At 65.2% G+C, this 17,553-nt stretch carries 15 protein-coding genes; 10 read left to right on the plus strand and 5 right to left on the minus strand.

The window, feature by feature from the left end; genetic code table 11:
- The first annotated feature begins 61 nt into the window (after window positions 1-61).
- The 4 genes from tagQ to ACQ4OD_RS08685 all read left to right on the plus strand — a co-directional run bounded on the left by tagQ (window position 62) and on the right by ACQ4OD_RS08685 (window position 2,820).
- A complete protein-coding gene (gene tagQ / locus ACQ4OD_RS08670; RefSeq protein WP_430944171.1) occupies window positions 62-988 on the plus strand; it encodes a type VI secretion system-associated lipoprotein TagQ in 927 nt (308 codons plus the stop codon).
- Window positions 989-1,083: 95 nt separating this feature from the next.
- The gene (locus ACQ4OD_RS08675) at window positions 1,084-1,986 is read left to right on the plus strand and encodes an NAD synthetase (RefSeq protein WP_046857471.1); all 903 of its coding nucleotides are present in this window, start codon (window positions 1,084-1,086) and stop codon (window positions 1,984-1,986) included.
- Window positions 1,986-2,402 carry a hypothetical protein gene (locus ACQ4OD_RS08680; RefSeq protein WP_110700251.1) on the plus strand — a complete coding sequence of 139 codons (417 nt, stop codon included), beginning with the start codon at window positions 1,986-1,988 and terminating at the stop codon, window positions 2,400-2,402. The genes ACQ4OD_RS08675 and ACQ4OD_RS08680 overlap by 1 nt, the downstream gene beginning before the upstream one ends.
- Before the next feature lie 4 nt (window positions 2,403-2,406).
- Window positions 2,407-2,820, plus strand: a complete 414-nt coding sequence (locus ACQ4OD_RS08685; RefSeq protein ID WP_046857470.1) for a hypothetical protein — start codon at window positions 2,407-2,409, stop codon at window positions 2,818-2,820.
- Window positions 2,821-2,851: 31 nt separating this feature from the next.
- Here ACQ4OD_RS08685 and ACQ4OD_RS08690 read toward each other — a convergent pair whose 3' ends face one another.
- On the minus strand, window positions 2,852-4,216 hold the full coding sequence (locus ACQ4OD_RS08690; RefSeq protein WP_430944172.1) for a GTPase/DUF3482 domain-containing protein: 1,365 nt from the start codon (window positions 4,214-4,216) through the stop codon (window positions 2,852-2,854).
- Window positions 4,209-5,600 carry a DUF2868 domain-containing protein gene (locus ACQ4OD_RS08695; protein WP_111532513.1) on the minus strand — a complete coding sequence of 464 codons (1,392 nt, stop codon included), beginning with the start codon at window positions 5,598-5,600 and terminating at the stop codon, window positions 4,209-4,211. The genes ACQ4OD_RS08690 and ACQ4OD_RS08695 overlap by 8 nt, the downstream gene beginning before the upstream one ends.
- Window positions 5,601-5,654: 54 nt before the next feature.
- On the opposite strand from ACQ4OD_RS08695, the gene ACQ4OD_RS08700 reads away from it, so the two are divergent.
- From ACQ4OD_RS08700 to ACQ4OD_RS08715, 4 genes are all read left to right on the plus strand, one after another.
- Entirely contained in the window at window positions 5,655-6,170 is a 516-nt protein-coding gene (locus tag ACQ4OD_RS08700) for a dihydrofolate reductase (RefSeq protein ID WP_198753763.1), read from the plus strand.
- A gap of 100 nt (window positions 6,171-6,270) precedes the next feature.
- Complete coding sequence (locus ACQ4OD_RS08705) at window positions 6,271-6,804, plus strand: RNA polymerase sigma factor (protein ID WP_198753764.1); 534 nt, start codon at window positions 6,271-6,273, stop codon at window positions 6,802-6,804.
- A complete protein-coding gene (locus tag ACQ4OD_RS08710; protein WP_430944173.1) occupies window positions 6,801-7,784 on the plus strand; it encodes a FecR family protein in 984 nt (327 codons plus the stop codon). Before ACQ4OD_RS08705 ends, ACQ4OD_RS08710 begins: the two co-directional genes overlap by 4 nt.
- Before the next feature lie 120 nt (window positions 7,785-7,904).
- Window positions 7,905-10,295, plus strand: coding sequence for a TonB-dependent siderophore receptor (locus tag ACQ4OD_RS08715; protein WP_430944174.1), 2,391 nt, complete (start codon window positions 7,905-7,907; stop codon window positions 10,293-10,295).
- Between the two features lie 40 nt (window positions 10,296-10,335).
- Here the strand turns inward: ACQ4OD_RS08715 and ACQ4OD_RS08720 are convergent, their stop codons facing one another.
- Window positions 10,336-11,727 carry an L-cystine transporter gene (locus tag ACQ4OD_RS08720; protein WP_198753766.1) on the minus strand — a complete coding sequence of 464 codons (1,392 nt, stop codon included), beginning with the start codon at window positions 11,725-11,727 and terminating at the stop codon, window positions 10,336-10,338.
- Between the two features lie 247 nt (window positions 11,728-11,974).
- Between ACQ4OD_RS08720 and ACQ4OD_RS08725 the strand changes: the two genes are divergently transcribed.
- Window positions 11,975-13,030, plus strand: a complete 1,056-nt coding sequence (locus tag ACQ4OD_RS08725; RefSeq protein ID WP_430944175.1) for a haloacid dehalogenase-like hydrolase — start codon at window positions 11,975-11,977, stop codon at window positions 13,028-13,030.
- Between the two features lie 164 nt (window positions 13,031-13,194).
- Here ACQ4OD_RS08725 and ilvD read toward each other — a convergent pair whose 3' ends face one another.
- Window positions 13,195-15,036, minus strand: a complete 1,842-nt coding sequence (gene ilvD, locus ACQ4OD_RS08730; protein ID WP_102681849.1) for a dihydroxy-acid dehydratase — start codon at window positions 15,034-15,036, stop codon at window positions 13,195-13,197.
- A 350-nt stretch (window positions 15,037-15,386) separates the two neighbouring features.
- On the opposite strand from ilvD, the gene ACQ4OD_RS08735 reads away from it, so the two are divergent.
- Window positions 15,387-17,063: a DUF4153 domain-containing protein gene (locus tag ACQ4OD_RS08735; protein WP_198753770.1), complete on the plus strand. Its 1,677-nt coding sequence runs from the start codon at window positions 15,387-15,389 to the stop codon at window positions 17,061-17,063.
- Window positions 17,064-17,117: 54 nt separating this feature from the next.
- On the opposite strand, the gene ACQ4OD_RS08740 is transcribed toward ACQ4OD_RS08735, so the two are convergent.
- Complete coding sequence (locus ACQ4OD_RS08740; protein ID WP_046857459.1) at window positions 17,118-17,519, minus strand: lysozyme inhibitor LprI family protein; 402 nt, start codon at window positions 17,517-17,519, stop codon at window positions 17,118-17,120.
- Window positions 17,520-17,553 lie beyond the last annotated feature (34 nt).

Raw genomic sequence — 17,553 nt, forward strand, 5'->3', positions numbered from 1 at the left:
AGGACTCCCGGGTGGCACGAAGCCCCCGGTCACCCAGAAACCCAAGAAGAGAAACCAGACCATGTTCACCCGCAAACCCCTGATCACCGCATCCCAGGCCCGTACCGCACTGCTGCTGGCAGCCGGTTTCAGCACCGTGCTGTTGAGCGGTTGCGCCAGCTCGCCGGCGTCCAAGGTTGGCGCCACGACCAAGGTCGAGTACTACCCCAACTGCTACGAGCCGGTGCAGCACCTGCGCTCCACCGACGGTGACATGACCCGCTCGGTCGCCACCGGCGCGCTGCTCGGCGCGGTCGGCGGTGCCCTCACCGGTGCCCTGGTCGACAAGGAAAACCGCGGCCGCAATGCCGCCATCGGTGCCGCTGGCGGCGCGTTGGTTGGCGGCGCGGCCGGCTACTACACCGAGCGCCAGAAACAGATCAGCGACGACAAGCAGCGCATCGCCTCGTACGCCACCGACATCGACAAGAGCGCGGCCGACATGGACCGCACCACGGCCTACGCCAAGTCGTCGCAGAGCTGCTACCAGCGCGAGTTCGCCAGCCTGATCCAGAACCGCAAGGCTGGCCGCATCAACGACACCGAGGGCCGCAAGCGCCTGGCCGAGATCGTCGCCGGACTGCAGGAGTCGAACAACCTGCTGACCACCGTGAACGGGCGTCTGGGTGAGAACCTGAACAACTACACCCAGGCCTACGAGCAGGACCTCAAGCAGGTGGGCGTGCAGCGCACCGAAGTGGTCGCCGTGGCCGAGCCGCCGAAGGTGGTGACCACCGGCAAGAAGAAGGATGTGAAGAAGGTCCAGCCGGCCAAGACCAACACCAAGGTGCCACAGGAAGCGGTGGCCACCGAGAAGACCCTGCAGAACGCCAACGGCAAGAAAGCCGAGGCCCAGCAGGTGGCCAAGGCGGGCGCCGACCAGGTCAACGCCATGTGCCGCAACCCGGACATGGGTGACTGGGCGCCGGTGCCATGCCCGAACGTGTGATCCGTTGAGGCTGCTTGCATGACCTGTAGGCGCGGGGCAAGCCCACGCCTGCAGGTCATGCGACTTGGCCAGGCTTTGTGCAAGGAAACCTATTCGTGACAGATCTTCTGGTCAATTCCCTGGCCAACAACTCCCAGTTTCTTGCCCGTCAGCGTATCCAGGCGCGGATCAACCTGCCGCAGATGTTCGCCGCCATCGACGCCGATCCGCGTATCGTTGGTGCCGGTGTGGTGTACATCGACGCTGAATACAACATTGTCACCCTGCGTGAGTTTCAGCCGATCTGCAGCATCCGCCCCAAGCGCGTGATCCTGCGTGAGATCAAGAAGTACCAGACACCTGACCAGTACACCCAGCAGCTGCAGCACAATCCGCGCGAGTCGCGGGTGGTCAAGGAGGCGGTCAACACGACCCTTTCCTGCGCGGGTGCTGTGATCGGCTGGTTCGTGGTGTTCAGTGGCACCATTGCCGCGCCCTTTTCCGGTGGTACCAGCCTGGTTCTGACCTATGTCGGTGGCGCCGCCGCCACCGCCAGCAGCATCCAGTGCGGCATCGGTGTAATGCGCACGGTGCGTGAGGTGACCAACCCAGCGGCCAACGATGCCCTCGATGAGAACCAGTGGTACCAGGCCGCCTCGATGGTGCTCGATGGCGTCTCGTTGCTGGGTGTCGGCGCGTCGGGCCTGAGCACGTTGAAGTACCTGCAAGTACACAAGGCTGCCACGGGTCGCAGTTGGCTGGAGTTGTCCAAGAGCCTCAGCCGCCAGCAGCGCAAGGCGCTGACCGACGAGCTGCTGTCGATCAAGCACCCGAGCCTGACGGCCAGGCAGATCAAGTTGCAGCAGGCGGCAGGGACCATGACCAAGCGCTACACCCCGACCGAGATCAGCCACGCCACGCAGACCCTGATGCGCGACTCGCTCGGCGCCACCTTCGGGTTGGCCGGGAGTGCCACGGTGCAGAGCATCGCTGTAGGGCTATATGAAGAGATCGAGTGATGATGAAGCCTGCGCAATTCCAGACTTTCATGCGCCGTTACTTCCCGACGTTCTTGCTGGGGTTTTTCATTTGCCTCCTGTCGGCGGCGTTGTCAGCGACTCTGTGGATCGACAGTCACTGGCGCAATCACCCGGATAACCCCCTGTTCACCATGATGTCCAGCGCGGTGCTGGTCTTGCTGCTGTGTTCCGGGCATTTCGCGATGGTCCGGGGCTTCACATGGGCAGTATGGGTGGTGCTCCCTGTACCGACTGTGGCCTTGCTGATGGCGTTGAGCCTGCTCGGTAGTGGAGTGAATGCTGTGTTGCTGGCAATCCTGCTGGCGCTGCCATTGCTCGCGCTGCTGGTATTCAACAGCCAGCGGCATCGAGAGATGCGCCGGCGGTTGGTGGAGCTGCGCAAGGTGCGGCGCTAGCGCAATGACGCTCAAGCCTTTTCTGAAGCGTTACTTCGGCGTATTCATCGGCGCCTACTTCTCGTCGATCATTGCCGTGTCCTGGACATTTGCGCTGGTGTGGAGCACGTATTGCCGGAACTGCCTGAAGGATGGCGCCTTTGCTTCGAGTCTGTTCCTGACGCTGGCAGTCTTCATGTTGGGCCATGGCGCTGTGGTTCGGGGGCGGACGTGGGGGGCCTGGCTCGTGGCCGGGATGTGCCTGGCCAGCCTGGTGATCGCGCTGCCGGCCTATGGATATCGTCCCAACATGTTCATCTACATGAGCAGCCTGCTGGCAGCGCTGGTAGCGTTGCTGTTGATCAATAGCGACAGGTACAGAGAAATGCGCGTTCTCCTGGCGCAGTACCGAGAGCAAAGGCGCAAGGCAAAGCACTAGCCATCATCGCGGGTTGGCGCCGCGCATGGAGCTACAGTTCCGCCACCAAGGCTTCCAGTTGCTCCTGCCGCTCGGCCTGGTTGACCCGTGCCCCGGGATTGAGCGTGGACCACTGTGGATGCGCCCGCGCCCTGCGCAAGGCCTCGGGCAGCTTGCCTTCGCGCCAGCCTTTGTCCTCTGGCGCCGCGAGGCGGATGCTGTCCTGCGCCGCGTGCCCGCGTGCCTCCAGGGCCAGTATCAACTGTTGCTGACGCAGCGCCAGCAGGCGCAGCACGGCGTCATCCACCGTCAGCTCGCGCTGGCCCTTGAGCTTGCCCATCAGGCGCGAGCCATAGTTGCGCGCGGTCTGCAGCGCGCCGCCGGCAATGGCCCCGGCGAGCGCGGCGGCGCCTAGGGTCAGGCCGCCAACCAGCAGGTCGACGCCGGCACCTGCCGCCGCGCCCGCCGCCACGCCGCTGCCCAGGCGCACACCGAGCAGCTTCAGGGTCTCCGGATTGAACAGGTCGTCGCCCCAGCGCCCATCGAGCAACGGCAAGTCGCCGGCATTGGCGTCCTCGCGACGGAACGCATACAGCTTGAGCAGCGCCTCGACACAGCGTTGCTCGCGCTGGCGCACCGCCTGGCGCAGGGTTTCGATGGCCTGCGCCTCGGCGGCGGGCTCGGCCTCTACGCTGCGCCGGCAGGCAGCGCAGTCGAGCAGCAGCTCGGCGACCAAACGCTTGCCGCTGTGGCGACGGGCTTCGCGCTGGGCCTGCTGGTCATCGATCAGCCGTTGCAGGGCAGGGCGGGCCTCTTCCAGCAGCAGCGCCAGGCTTTCGTAGAGGCGGCGCTCGCCATCCTCGGGCGGGGCCACGCTGTCGAAACGCACCAGCGCATGCAGGCCCAGGCGCGCCAAGGCCTCGCGCCATTCGGGCTCGCGGTGCTGGTTGCTGGCAACGAAGTTGAGCACCGGCAACAGCGGCTTGCCGCAGCTGGCCAGCACCTCAAGCTCGTCGCGGTACTTGGCCAGCACCGGTTCGCGGGCGTCGATCACATACAGACCGGCATGGCTCGCCAGCAGCTGGCGCAGCACCTTGGCTTCCTGCTCGAAACGCTGGCCCGCCTCGCTGCCCTGGAGGAAACGCTCAAGGCGAGCGGGGCCGTCCAGGCGCTCGCCCGGGCGTTCGAGGCGCTCCAGGTAGTCGAGCAGGGCAATGGCGTCCTCCAGGCCGGGGGTGTCGTAGAGCTCGAGCAACGGTTCGCCGTCCACCGACAGGCGGGCGCCTTCGACATGGCGGGTGGTGCTGGGGCGGTGCGAGACCTCGCCGAAGCCGACGTCGCGGGTGAGGGTGCGCAGCAGCGAGGTCTTGCCGACGTTGGTGTGGCCGACCACGGCCAGTTTCAGCGGCTCAGTCATGGCCATGCTCCAGCCAGGTCAGGGGCGAGGTGTCGGCATGGGGCAGGCCCAGGCGGTCGAGGGCCTCGTGCCAGTCGCCCAGGCGTGCCGCGTCCAGGGCCTGGCCGGGCTGCGCCTGCAGCAGCCAGATACGCGTGGCGCCGGCGTTGCGCGCCAGCTCAGCGAGCAAGGCCAGGCTGCCACGGTCGGGTGAGCGGCGAGGATCGCAGGCAATGGCCAGGCGCGCCGGGGGGAAACGGCTGAGTTGCTCGAGCAGCTTGTTGCGCGACTCGCGGCTGTCGAGCACGCCCGCATGGGTGACCGAACGAGGCAGTGCGGGTGGCCAGGGGCGCTGGTCGTCCAGCTCCAGGCCGACCAGCAGGGCACCGCCACCGTCGCGTTCCAGTTGGCCGGCCTCGAAGCGGGGCAGGGTGTCGGGGGCTGCATCCTGCACGCCGAGGCGTTCGCTGCGCGGCATCAGGGCTTCGCGCAGTTGCGCGTAGCCTGGCAGATTGAGGTCCAGCGCCAGGCGCTCGCGGCCCTGGCGCCAGCGCCACAGGCACAGCGCGGCCAGCAGCATGCGGGGCAGCAGGCCATAGACCAGCACCACGCCGAGCAGCCAGCTGGCCCAGGCCTGGCGCGCCAGATCGAGTGCAGGCAGGGTGTCGCCGCTGGCGCGAATCATCGCCTCGTCGGGGACGGCGAAACCGAGCAGCGAGGGCAGGGCGCCAAGGGCCTGGGTCAGCGTGATGAAAGGTTCGGCGGCAAGCAGCGTGGTTTCCCAGACGAAGCCGTAGCGTCGCGTCGCCAGCAGCGCCAGGAGCATGCCCAGCGCAGCGAGCATTGCCAGCGACCACAGGCCATGCACCAGCAGGCCGAGCAGCCAGCGGTTCAGGCGCTGGCGCTGCAACAGCACCAGCAGCGCGGGAGCCAGTTGCGCGGCCTTGGCGTCACGGGCAAAACGCTCGCTTAGCCACAGCCACAGGCGGCCCAGCGCCGCGCCATGCTCACCGGCGAAGAAGAAACCCACGGCCCAGCCAAGCAGCAGCACGAGATTCAGCCCGAGCAGGCTGCCCAGGGCCCAGAACACGTTCACCGGCCGCTGGCCGTCGCCCAGGGCCGCCAGCCCCAGGCCGGCGCCACTGAACAGAGCCAGGACCATCAAGCTCAGCAATGCCAGCCGTGCGCCCTGCTTCCAGTGGCGCAGCGCCGCGTCCATGCCGTCGCGCTCGGCCAGCCACAGAGCGCGGGCCTCGATGCGTGTGGCCAGGTCGCCGCCCTGCTGGCGGGCGCGTCGGTTGGCCTCCTGGTCCTCCAGGGGACCGGCGTGTTCCTCGCGCAGGCGTACCGCTTCGGTGAGCCAGCGCTTGTCGAGTGGAGTGGGTGCAGTCACAAGCTCTTCCATTGCACAGGTCTGGCCGCAAGCATAACCCACGCGCCCGGTGCTATCCTCGCCGGCATGAAGACATCACTCCCCCTCAGCCTGATCGCGGCGCTCGCCGAGAACCGTGTGATCGGCATCGACAACACCATGCCCTGGCACCTGCCGGGGGACTTCAAGTATTTCAAGGCCACCACCCTGGGCAAGCCGATCATCATGGGGCGCAAGACCTGGGATTCGCTGGGCCGGCCATTGCCGGGGCGGCTGAACATCGTCGTCAGCCGCCAGCCGGGGCTGCAACTGGCCGGCGCCGAGGTGTTCGCGTCGCTGGAGGCGGCGCTGGTGCGCGCCGAGCAGTGGGCGCGCGAGCAGGGCGTCGGGGAATTGATGCTGATCGGCGGTGCGCAGCTGTATGGGCAGGCGCTGGAAAAAGGGCTGGTGAGCCGGATGTACCTGACCCGGGTGGAATTGTCGCCGCAAGGCGATGCCTGGTTCCCGGAGTTCGACCACGGGCAGTGGCAGTTGACGTCGAGCGAGGCGCAGTCCGAAGCGGACAAGCCGGCCTATCACTTCGAAGTCTGGGACAAGGCTTGAGTGTGTTCGGGGCCCGCTGATACGCAATAACTGCAATTGCGAACAAATATCATCTTCTGCTAGCGTTCGCTCCTCTTGAGACCCAGAGCCAGGATGTGCCGTGTCTTCGTGGAACAAGCAGATCGCCCGGTTGTTCACCGAGCACAAGAAGGCCCTGGAGGCGTTCGTCGCACGGCGCACCGGCAATAGCCAAGTGGCCGCCGACCTGACCCAGGAGTCCTTCCTGCGCCTGGCGCGGCTGCCTGCCGACAAGCAGATCGACAACCTGCCGGCCTTCCTCTTCACGATTGCCAGCAACCTGGTGCGCGATCACCAGCGCCAGGCCATTCGCCGCGAGCGCCTGGATGGCGGCGAGCCCAGCGACGAACTGGCCAGCGAAGCCCCCGGCGCCGAGGACCAGTTGGCCGCGCAGCAGGAGCAGGCGCTGATGCAGGCGGCGATCCAGGCCCTGCCCGAGGCGACCCGGCACATCTTCCTGCTCTATCATGTCGACGGTTGCACCTACCGCGAGATCGGCGAGCGCATGAACGTCACGCCCCGCAGTGTCGAGTACCAGCTGCGTCGGGCATTGCTCGATTGCCGCGCCTTCATCCAGGCGCGGCTGGCCGGTGACGCGAGAGGGCAACGTCCATGAGCCGTCATCCCGAGAGTGCGACCGATCCCATGAGCGACCTGCCCGACAGCGAGCGCCTGTTCGCCGAAGCCACAGCCTGGTATTACCGTCTGCATGCCGAGGACGTCACCCTGGACGAACGCCAGGCGTTCGCCGTATGGCGCGCGCAGGGGCCGGCGCATGCCAAGGCCTGGGAGGAAGTGCTCGATTTGCTGGGGGCCTTGCAAGGCCCTGCCAGGCATCTGCGGGAACACCAGCAGGCGGCATGGCGCGCCCCCCGTGGCCGGGTCTGGCCCAAGCTGGCAGGCGCTGCCGCGGCGGCGGTTCTGTTGGGTGTGCTGCTCGTCCAGGCGCCCTGGCTCGACCGCTGGCGCGCCGATTACGCCACCGCCACGGGTGAAACCCGCAGCCTGCAACTGGAGGACGGCTCGCGCATTCAGCTCAACACCGACAGCGCCGTGCAGGTCGAACTGGGGATCACCGAGCGACGTGTCCGGCTGTTGCGTGGCGAGGCCTGGTTCGAGGTGACCCGCGACCCGGCCCGGCCCTTTGTGGTGCGTGCCGGGGATGGCTGGGTGCGGGTGGTGGGCACGCGCTTCAGCGTGGCTGAGGCAGACGGGCAGACCCGTGTGCAACTGGCCCAAGGCAAAGTCGAGGTCCGTGCCGGTACCGGCCAGGGCGTATTCCTCGAGCCCGGGCAGGCGTTGGAGTACGCGGCAGGCGGGCCGGGTGCCGTGCATGGCTTCGAACCCGCCCGCGCCTTCGCCTGGCGCGAGCGGCAACTGGTATTCAGTCAGCAGCCGCTGGGTGAGGTGGTGACCGAACTCAATCGCTACTGGCCCGGGCAGACCCTGGTGCTGGGCGACGGCCTGCGCCAGCGCAAGGTCTCCGGCGTGTTCGACATCGACAAGCCGGAGGCCGTGCTCAAGGCCTTGACCCATACCCTGGGCGTGCGTGCCGACCAATACACACCGTACCTGCGCATCCTGCGCGAAGGCTGATTTAAAATTTTTTCGGGGATTCCCGCCGGGCCGACGTCCTTGATTTCGTAGGCGCAAATAATAAGCACTCTCAGACAGTGCCGCGCCAGTCGATCACTTTGACGCTTTCGGGGAGCCCCATTGATGAAAACCACCGCCACTCGGGCCGTGCTCGGCCTGGCCATCGCGCTTGGCAGCGCCGCGCTGGCCGGACCCTTGCAGGCCCAGGCCGCCACGCAGGCTCAGGTCTACCGTTTCGACATCCCAGCGCAGTCGCTGGACTCGGCCCTGGCGGCCTTCAGTGCGGTTACCCGGATCCAGGTGCTGGTACCCGGTGAGTTCACCCAGGGCCTGCGCTCGCCGGGCCTGAGTGGCAGTTATCCACAGGACCAGGCACTGGCCCGCCTGCTCCAGGGCACTGGCCTGAACGCCGCCTACATCGACAACGACAGCGTCACCCTGGAGCGCCTGCGCGCCGGGGGCGACGACGCGATGCAACTGGGCGCGGTGAAGATCGACAGCAGCCAGCTGGGCACCACCACCGAAGGCACCGGCTCCTACACCACTGGGTCGCTGACCCTTGGCAAGGGCGAGCAGAAGCTCAAGGACATCCCACAGTCGGTGTCGGTAATGACCCGCCAGCGCCTGGACGACCAGAACATGAACAGCCTGCAGGACGCCATGCGGCAGGTGACCGGTACCACGATCAAGAGCTACAACACCGGCTCCAACCTCAATGACGTTTACATGCGCGGCTTCCCGGTCGACCTGGTGCAGGTCGATGGCGTCACCCAGCCCACCGGGCAAGGCGACATGGCCACGGCGTTCGACCTGGCCATGTATGACCGTGTCGAAGTGCTGCGCGGGCCATCCGGCCTGTACCAGGGCGCGGGCGAACCCGGCGGCACCATCAACCTGGTGCGCAAGCGCGCCTTGGGCAAGTTTGCCCTGTCTGGTGAGCTGTCGGCGGGTACCTATGACCGTTACCACTCCACAGTTGACGTCACCGGGCCGCTGAACAGCGATGGCAGCCTGCGCGGGCGTTTCGTCACCGCCTACGAGAACAACCAGGCCTTTGTCGACTACGCCCAGAACGAGCGCCCGATGATGTACGGGCGCCTGGAGTACGACCTGTCGCCGGCCACCACCCTGACCCTGGGCGGCGCCTACCAGCGCAACAAGTCGGTGCCCGCGTTCGGTCTGCCGGCCTACGACAGCGGCAAGCTGCTCGACGTCAAGCGCTCGACCTTCGTCGACGCGAAGTGGAACGAGCTGGACGAGCGCGTCTGGGAAAGCTTCTTCGAGGTCGACCATGCGCTGGACGATGGTGGCCAGTTCAAGACCTCGCTGACCTATCGCGACGCCGAGGCACCCACGCGCAACTTCACCTGGACCGACGGCGCCGTGGACCCGGTGACCGGTGCCAGTTCCGCGGTGGCCTACAACTACTACACCCACATCAAGACCCTGGGCCTGGACAGCTTCGTGACGCGGCCGTTCGAGGCGTTCGGGCGTACCTATGAGCTCACCGTGGGCGCCGACTACCAGCATGTGGACAAGGACTTTCGCTACGGTGGCCGGGAGTGGTTCGACATCAACGTGTTTGACCCGGGCAGCATCGACATCCCCAAGATCGACTACGCCATGGACAACGGCAACTCGTCCAAGTCGAACCAGTACGGACTGTATGCCCGCACCAAGTTCAGCGCCAACGACTGGCTGGACGTGATCCTCGGTAGCCGGGTGATCTGGTTCGACAGCGATGGCCACAATGCCAACCCGTTCTTCAACGAATTCTCCGACCCCCACACCAGTGTTCGCTGCAAGGTGATCCCCTACGGTGCGCTGGTCGCCAAGCTCACCCCCGAACTGTCGGCCTATGCCAGCTACACCACGGTGTACAAGCCGCAGACGCAGATGGCCGGCGGCGACAGCACGGTGGCGCCGCGCGAGGGCAAACAGTATGAGTTGGGCCTGAAGCGGGAGTTCTTCGACGGCCGCCTGAACGGCAGCGTGGCGGTGTTCCGCATCTATGACGAGAACCGCGCCCAGCAGATCGACCAGACGCCGTTCTACGAGGCCCAGGCCAAGGTGCGCAGCCAGGGTTGGGAAACCGAGCTGTCCGGCAACCTGACCGACAACTGGAGCGTCAGCACCGGCTACGCCTTTACCCGGCTGGAGTCGGGGCGTCAGGCCGACTACCAGGGCATCAGCATCACGCCCAAGCACAACTTCAATGTATGGACGCGCTATGCGTTCGCCGATGGGCCGCTGGAAGGGTTCAGTGTCGGTGGTGGTGTGCGGGTGGTCAGTTCCACCTACTACACGCGCAACAGCGTGGACTTCGTGCAGGGTGGCTACAGCGTGGCCACGGCGCAGGTGGGCTATCGCTTCAACAAGCACCTGTCGGCGACACTCACGGCCAACAATCTGTTCGACCGTGTGTATTACGAGCGTGTGGACAGTGCCTGGGGCTCGAACTTCTATGGCGAGCCGCGCAACCTGACGCTCAAGCTGCGCGCGACGTATTGAGCCTGGATCGCCGGGGGCGCAAAGCGCCCCCGATAATCTCTCAGGAGTGACTCAGTTGCGCATGCTCATCCCCAGCCAGCACCTGCTGGTCGGTCTGCTTGAGCAACTGGCTGGTAACCACGCCCGCCGTCATCGAACCATTCACGTTCAACGCCGTGCGGCCCATGTCGATCAGCGGTTCCACCGAGATCAACAGCGCCACCAGTTCCACCGGCAGGCCCATGGCTGGCAGCACGATCAGCGCGGCGAAGGTCGCGCCGCCGCCGACGCCGGCAACGCCTGCCGAACTGAGGGTAACGATGGCCACCAGGGTGGCGATCCACAGCGGGTCGAAGGTATCGATGCCCACCGCGGGGGCGACCATCACCGCCAGCATCGCCGGATACAGGCCGGCGCAGCCGTTCTGGCCGATGGTGGCACCGAACGACGCGCTGAAGCTGGCAATCGACTGCGGCACGCCCAGGCGCAGGGTCTGCGCCTCGATGTTCAGCGGGATGCTGGCGGCGCTGGAGCGGCTGGTGAAGGCGAAGGTCAGCACCGGCCAGACTTTACGGAAGAAGCGCAGCGGGCTGACACCGGTCAGCGCCAGGATCACCCCGTGTACCACGAACATCAGGCCCAGGCCGATGTACGACACCACCACGAAGCTGCCCAGCTTGAGGATGTCCTCGAGATTGGAGCTGGCCACTACCTTGGTCATCAAGGCCAACACGCCGTAGGGGGTGAGCTTCATCACCAGGCGCACCAGGCGCATGACCCAGGCCTGCAACACGTCGATGGCGGACAGGGCGCGCTCGCCCTTGTCCTTGTCGTCCTTGATCAGTTGCAAAGCGGCGAGGCCCAGGAATACGGCGAAGATCACCACGCTGATGATCGAGGTCGGCTTGGCCCGTGCCAGGTCGCCTACCGGGTTGCTGGGGATGAACGACAGCAGCAGTTGCGGGATGTTGAGGTCGGCGACCTTGCCCGCGTAGTCGCTGTGGATGGCCTGTAGGCGGGCGCTTTCCTGGGCGCCGGCCACCAGCCCCTCGGCGCTCAGACCGAACAGATTGGTCAGGGCGATGCCGATCAGTGCGGCAATCGCGGTGGTCAGCAGCAGAGTGCCGATGCTCAGCACGCTGATGCGGCCCAGCGCCGAGGCATTGTGCAGGCGCGCCACGGCGCTGAGGATCGAGGCGAAGATCAGCGGCATGACGATCATCTGCAGCAAACCGACGTAGCCATTGCCGACCAGGTCGAGCCAGCCGATGGTGGCCTTGAGCACCGGGTGCCCGGCGCCGTAGATCGAGTGCAGCACCAGGCCGAAGCCGACGCCGAGGGCCAGGCCCAGCAGCACCTTCTTGGCCAGGCTCCAGTCGGTGCGGCGGGTTTGCGCCAGGCCCAGCAGCAGGGCCAGGAACGCCAGCAGGTTGAGTGACAGCGGCAGGTTCATTGAAGCTCCGGAAAAAGGCAAAAGAGGCATCGCCTCTGTGAGCGATTACGAACAGAAATGCTAACAGCCTGAAAACAAACGAATTTATACCTAAAAGGAATTTACATAGTCGTTTATGGAATAACGCCTGGTCGTTTTTGGCAATACACATGGCGTTTGCGGTTGCTTCGAGGTCGGTAGCGCATGCCTGTCTGTCATGAATCAGGTCTAGGGTTGAGCGGCCACGTCTTTGGGAGAACCGCACATGATGTCAGCTCCGAGAATCCTTGCCGGCGGCCTTGCCCTGTTGCTGAGCGCCAGCAGCTGGGCGGCCACCGAGCTCAAGCACTGGCCGGCCGAAGCCGCGCAGAAGCTCGACGCGATGATTGCCGCCAACGCCAACAAGGGTAACTACGCGGTGTTCGACATGGACAACACCAGCTACCGTTTCGACCTCGAAGAGGCACTGCTGCCGTTCATGGAGAACAAGGGCCTACTGACCCGCGACAAGCTCGACCCCTCGCTCAAGCTGATCCCATTCAAGGACACAGCGGAGCATAAGGAAAGCCTGTTCAGTTACTACTACCGCCTGTGCGAACTCGACGACATGGTCTGCTACCCCTGGGTGGCCCAGGTGTTCTCGGGCTTCACTCTCAAGGAACTGAAGCAGCAGGTCGACGAGCTGATGGCCTCGGGCAAGCCGATCCCCAGCACCTACTTCGAGGGCGACCAGGTCAAGAGTATCGAGGTGCAGCCGCCGAAGGTGTTCACGGGCCAGGCCGAGCTGTACAACAAGCTGATGGAGAACGGCATCGAGGTCTATGTGATCTCGGCGGCGTCCGAAGAGCTGGTACGCATGGTCGCCTCAGATCCAAAGTACGGCTACAACGTCAAACCACAGAACGTGATCGGCGTGAGCCTGCTGCTCAAGGATCGCGCCAGTGGCCAGCTGACGACAGCGCGCAAGCAGATCAGCGCCGGGCAGTACGATTCCAAGGCCAACGAAGGCCTGGAGCTGACCCCGTACCTGTGGACGCCGGCCACCTGGATGGCGGGCAAGCAGGCGGCCATCCTCACCTACATCGACGAATGGAAGAAGCCGGTGCTGGTGGGGGGCGACACCCCAACCAGCGACGGCTACATGCAGTTCCACGGCGTCGATGTGAACAAAGGCGGCATTCACCTGTGGATAAACCGCAAGGCCAAGTACATGGATCAGCTCAACGGCATGATCGCGAAGAATGCAGCGGCCCAGGCCAAGGAAGGCTTGCCGGTGACGGCGGACAAGAACTGGGTGATCGTGACGCCGGAGCAGATTCAGTGAAATACGCATAACCTGTTCCGGCCCAATCGCTGGCAAGCCAGCTCCCACAGGTGCAATGCCAAGGCCTGCGATTACATTGTGGGAGCCGGCTTGCCGGCGATGAGGTCTCCTCAGGCATAAAAAAACCGGCGCACCAGGCGCCGGTTCTTATTGCCTTCAGAGCCTCACAGCCCTTCGAGCATTGCCTTGTTGCGCACCGCGCCCTTGTCGGCGCTGGTGGCCAGCAGGGCATAGGCCTTCAGCGCAGTGGTCACTTTACGTGGGCGCACTTCCGCCGGCTTCCAACCCTTCTTGTCCTGCTCGACACGACGCGCGGCCAGCTCTTCATCGCTGACCAGCAGGTTGATCGAACGGTTGGGGATGTCGATCAGCACCTTGTCGCCATCGCGCACCAGGCCAATGGCGCCGCCTGCGGCGGCTTCCGGCGAGGCATGGCCGATGGACAGGCCCGAGGTGCCGCCGGAGAAGCGGCCATCGGTGAGCAGCGCGCACGCCTTGCCCAGGCCCTTGGATTTCAAGTACGAGGTCGGGTAGAGCATCTCCTGCATGCCCGGGCCGCCTTTCGGGCCTTCGTAACGGATGATGACGATATCGCCGGCCTTCACCTCGTCGGCGAGGATGCCGCGCACGGCGCTGTCCTGGCTCTCGAAGATCTTCGCGTTGCCCTCGAACACGTGGATCGACTCATCCACGCCGGCGGTCTTCACCACGCAGCCGTCCAGAGCGATGTTGCCGTACAGCACGGCCAGGCCGCCCTCTTGCGAGTAGGCGTGCTCGAAGCTGCGGATGCAGCCGTTTTCGCGGTCGTCGTCCAGGGTCTCCCAGCGGGTCGACTGGCTGAAGGCGGTTTGCGTGGGGATACCGGCCGGGCCAGCCTTGAAGAAGGTGTGCACGGCTTCGTCATCGGTCTGGGTGATGTCCCACTTGGCGATGGCTTCTTCCATGCTGGCGCTGTGCACGGTCGGCAGGTCGGTGTGCAGCAGGCCGCCACGGGCCAGCGAGCCGAGAATGCTGAAGATGCCGCCGGCGCGATGGACGTCTTCCATGTGGTACTTCTGGATGTTCGGCGCCACCTTGCACAGCTGCGGCACCTTGCGCGACAGGCGATCGATGTCGCGCAGGTCGAAGTCCACCTCGCCTTCCTGGGCCGCGGCCAGCAGGTGCAGGATGGTGTTGGTCGAGCCGCCCATGGCGATGTCGAGCATCATGGCGTTCTCGAACGCCTTGAAGTTGGCGATGCTGCGCGGCAGCACGGACGCATCGCCCTCGCCGTAGTAGCGTTTGCACAGCTCGACGATGGTGCGGCCCGCGGTAAGGAACAGCTGCTCGCGGTCGGAGTGGGTCGCCAGCGTGGAGCCGTTGCCCGGCAGAGCCAGGCCCAGGGCCTCGGTCAGGCAGTTCATCGAGTTGGCGGTGAACATGCCGGAGCACGAACCACAGGTCGGGCAGGCGCTGCGCTCGTACTCGGCAACTTTTTCGTCGGAGGCGGTGGAGTCGGCGGCGATGACCATGGCGTCGACCAGGTCCAGGCCGTGGCTGGCCAGTTTGGTCTTGCCGGCTTCCATCGGGCCGCCGGAGACGAAGATCACCGGGATGTTCAGGCGCAGGGCGGCCATCAGCATGCCGGGGGTGATCTTGTCGCAGTTGGAAATGCAGACGATGGCGTCGGCGCAGTGGGCGTTGACCATGTACTCGACGGCGTCGGCAATGATCTCGCGGCTGGGCAGCGAGTACAGCATGCCGTCGTGGCCCATGGCGATGCCGTCATCCACGGCGATGGTGTTGAACTCCTTGGCCACGCCACCGGCGCGTTCGATCTCGCGGGCAACCAGCTGGCCCAGGTCCTTCAGGTGCACGTGCCCCGGGACGAACTGGGTGAACGAGTTGGCGATGGCGATGATCGGTTTCTTGAAGTCTTCATCCTTCATCCCGGTGGCGCGCCACAGGGCACGGGCGCCGGCCATGTTGCGGCCATGGGTGGAGGTCTTGGAACGATAATCAGGCATGGAGCGCTCCTGGCGGCTTAATCAGGTCACTGGCTTTGCGAGAAAAGTGCTTTTCCGCAAACCCAAACAGGGAGTGAGCTTCTCTTGTCCTAATACGCCGAAGGCCGGTTGCCACAGGCACGGATGGGGGTCGAAGGACCGCGCGGGATCGCCGCAGGCTCGACCAGAGCTCATAAACCCGCCGGGGGTGTCTGGCGATGAATAGCCCGATTCTACACCGCCGCGCTCGTGAGGGAATGGCGTTGTGATAATTGGCTGCCGCCAGCCCGCAAGGTAAAGGCCTTGGTGTGGAGGGGGCCGGTTTCGGTAGACTTGCGCGCCTTCTACTCCTCTGGCCAAAAGGATTTGCAATGCCAGCGCAAAGACGCTCCTTATTGTTCTACGTCGTCATCGGCCTGATTCAGGGCGTGGTGTGGCTCACCACCGTGAAGGGGGAGGGTCAGCTGCTGGGTTTCAGCCTGTCGGTAGCCCTGTGCGTCGCGGTGGCGGTAGCGGGCGTGAACCTGCAACTGCTTGGCAGCGCGGTGCTGCAGCGTGGCACCGGCTGGTTGGTACTGGGCCTGACCGTGCTGCTCAGCGGGATCAGTGCCTGGCTCCTCGATACCGGGCATATGGGCTGGCTGCAGCAGACCTGGTGCCTGGCCGCCGTCGTGCTGGCCTATATCGGTACCGCGTTCATTCTCGCCTGGCCGACCGGCGAAGGGCTGCGCCTGCGCTACGAAGACCTGTTCCGGCATGCCTGGAACAACGTGTTCATTGTCTTCCTGGCACAGCTGCTGACCGGCCTGTTCTGGCAACTGCTGTGGTTGTGCGCGCTGCTGTTCAGCATGCTGGGTATCCCGCAGGTCAAGGACGCGGTGGAGTCACCGGTGTTTCTCTGGCTGGTGTTGCCGGTGGTGTTTTCGCTGGGCATGCGCATGGGGCGGGAAAACGAGAAGATCATCGGCCTGCTGCGCGGCATCCTGCTGACGCTGTGCCGCTTCCTGTTGCCGCTCAGCGCGCTGATCGCCGTGCTGTTCACCCTGACATTGCCATTCTCCGGCCTGCAACCGGTGTGGAACACCGGCTATTCGACCACCCTTCTGCTGGTACTGGCGGGCATCAACCTGTTCCTGGTCAACGGCGTGTTCCAGGATGGCCGGCAAGGTAGCGTCTACCCCGCGCCGCTCAAGCGCCTGGTGGAGGCCAGCCTGTTGTGCCTGCCGGTGCTGGTGGGCCTGGCGGCCTATGCGAGCTGGCTGCGTATCGACCAATACGGGCTTACACCGTCACGGATCATGGCGTCGATGCTGGTGGGCGTGATGCTGGCGCACGGCCTGGCGGCGGTCTGGTCGGTGCTGGCTTCGCGCCAGGCCTGGCTGCACAGCCTGCGCCTGAGCAATCCATGGATCGCCCTGCTCAGTGCGCTGCTGGTGGTGGTGTTCTACACGCCGCTGCTCGATCCGCAGGCATTGAGTGCGAGGAACCAGGTCCAGCGCCTGGTCAACGGGTACACGCCGATCACCGAGTTCGACGCCGAGACCTTGTATCGCGACCTCGGCCAGCCGGGGCGTGAAGCCTTCGAGCAGCTTGAGCAGCGGCTGCAGACAGATGAACTGTTCGATGCGGGCCGCCGCGAGCAGTTGCTGGCGCAGATGGCCCAGGTGCGTCAACCGACAGTGGCCGAAGACCATGGCCCGAAGTTCGAGTGGCTCGGGCCGGTGCAATCAAGTAGCGAATCATTGGCCGACGCGACGCTTGCGCAAAGCCAGTGCGGTGGCAAGGGCTGCTACCTGTGGGCAGTCGACCTGGATGGCGACGGGCACAACGAAGTGCTGATGATCCCCCGGCACACCTATGCATCGCAGCTGTTCGTGTTCACCTGGGAAGACCGCGAGTGGCGCGAGGTGGGCAGCCTGAGCGGCAACATGGAAAACCTCGAAAGCCTGGCCAACGGGATTCGCGAGGGGGCGGTGAAACTGGTGGCGCCGCGTTACAAGACGCTGAGCATTGATGGCCAGGAGCTGCGGCCGGACTTCAGGCGCTAGCGCCCGGCGCGGGAATTCCCGGGGGCCGCTTGGCGGCCCGTCGCGGGCCAAAGGTCATTGCTGGCCGATGCCCTGCAGGTACTCCGACCGCTCATCGCTACGTTGCGCCACGCAGGTGTCCCACGCTGCCTCGAACGCCTTGCTCCCGGGTTTCTCGGCCCAGGTCTCGACCTTGCAGTCGGCGTCACGCAGCTGCGTCCAGAGTTTCTCGGCGGCTTCCATCTTGCCGCTCAGCGCCGCGGCCTTGTCGCTTTCATCCGCGTACTGGTCGCGAATGCGCTGCATGAGGTCGTCATAGGCCGCCTTCAGCTCGCGTTCGGCGGTCTGCTTGTTGTAGGCGGCGCAGGCATAGCCCTGCTGGTCGGTCTCGACGTTGTCGCAGGGGGTGCTCTCCTCTTCGGCGGCGTGCGCGCCGAAAGCCACTGCCAGCAAGACCAGCCATGCCATTGATTTCATCGGGTTTCTCCTGAAGAGGCTGACGATGCGCTGG

This window comes from Pseudomonas sp. WC1 (assembly GCF_050586565.1).
Classification (GTDB): domain Bacteria; phylum Pseudomonadota; class Gammaproteobacteria; order Pseudomonadales; family Pseudomonadaceae; genus Aquipseudomonas.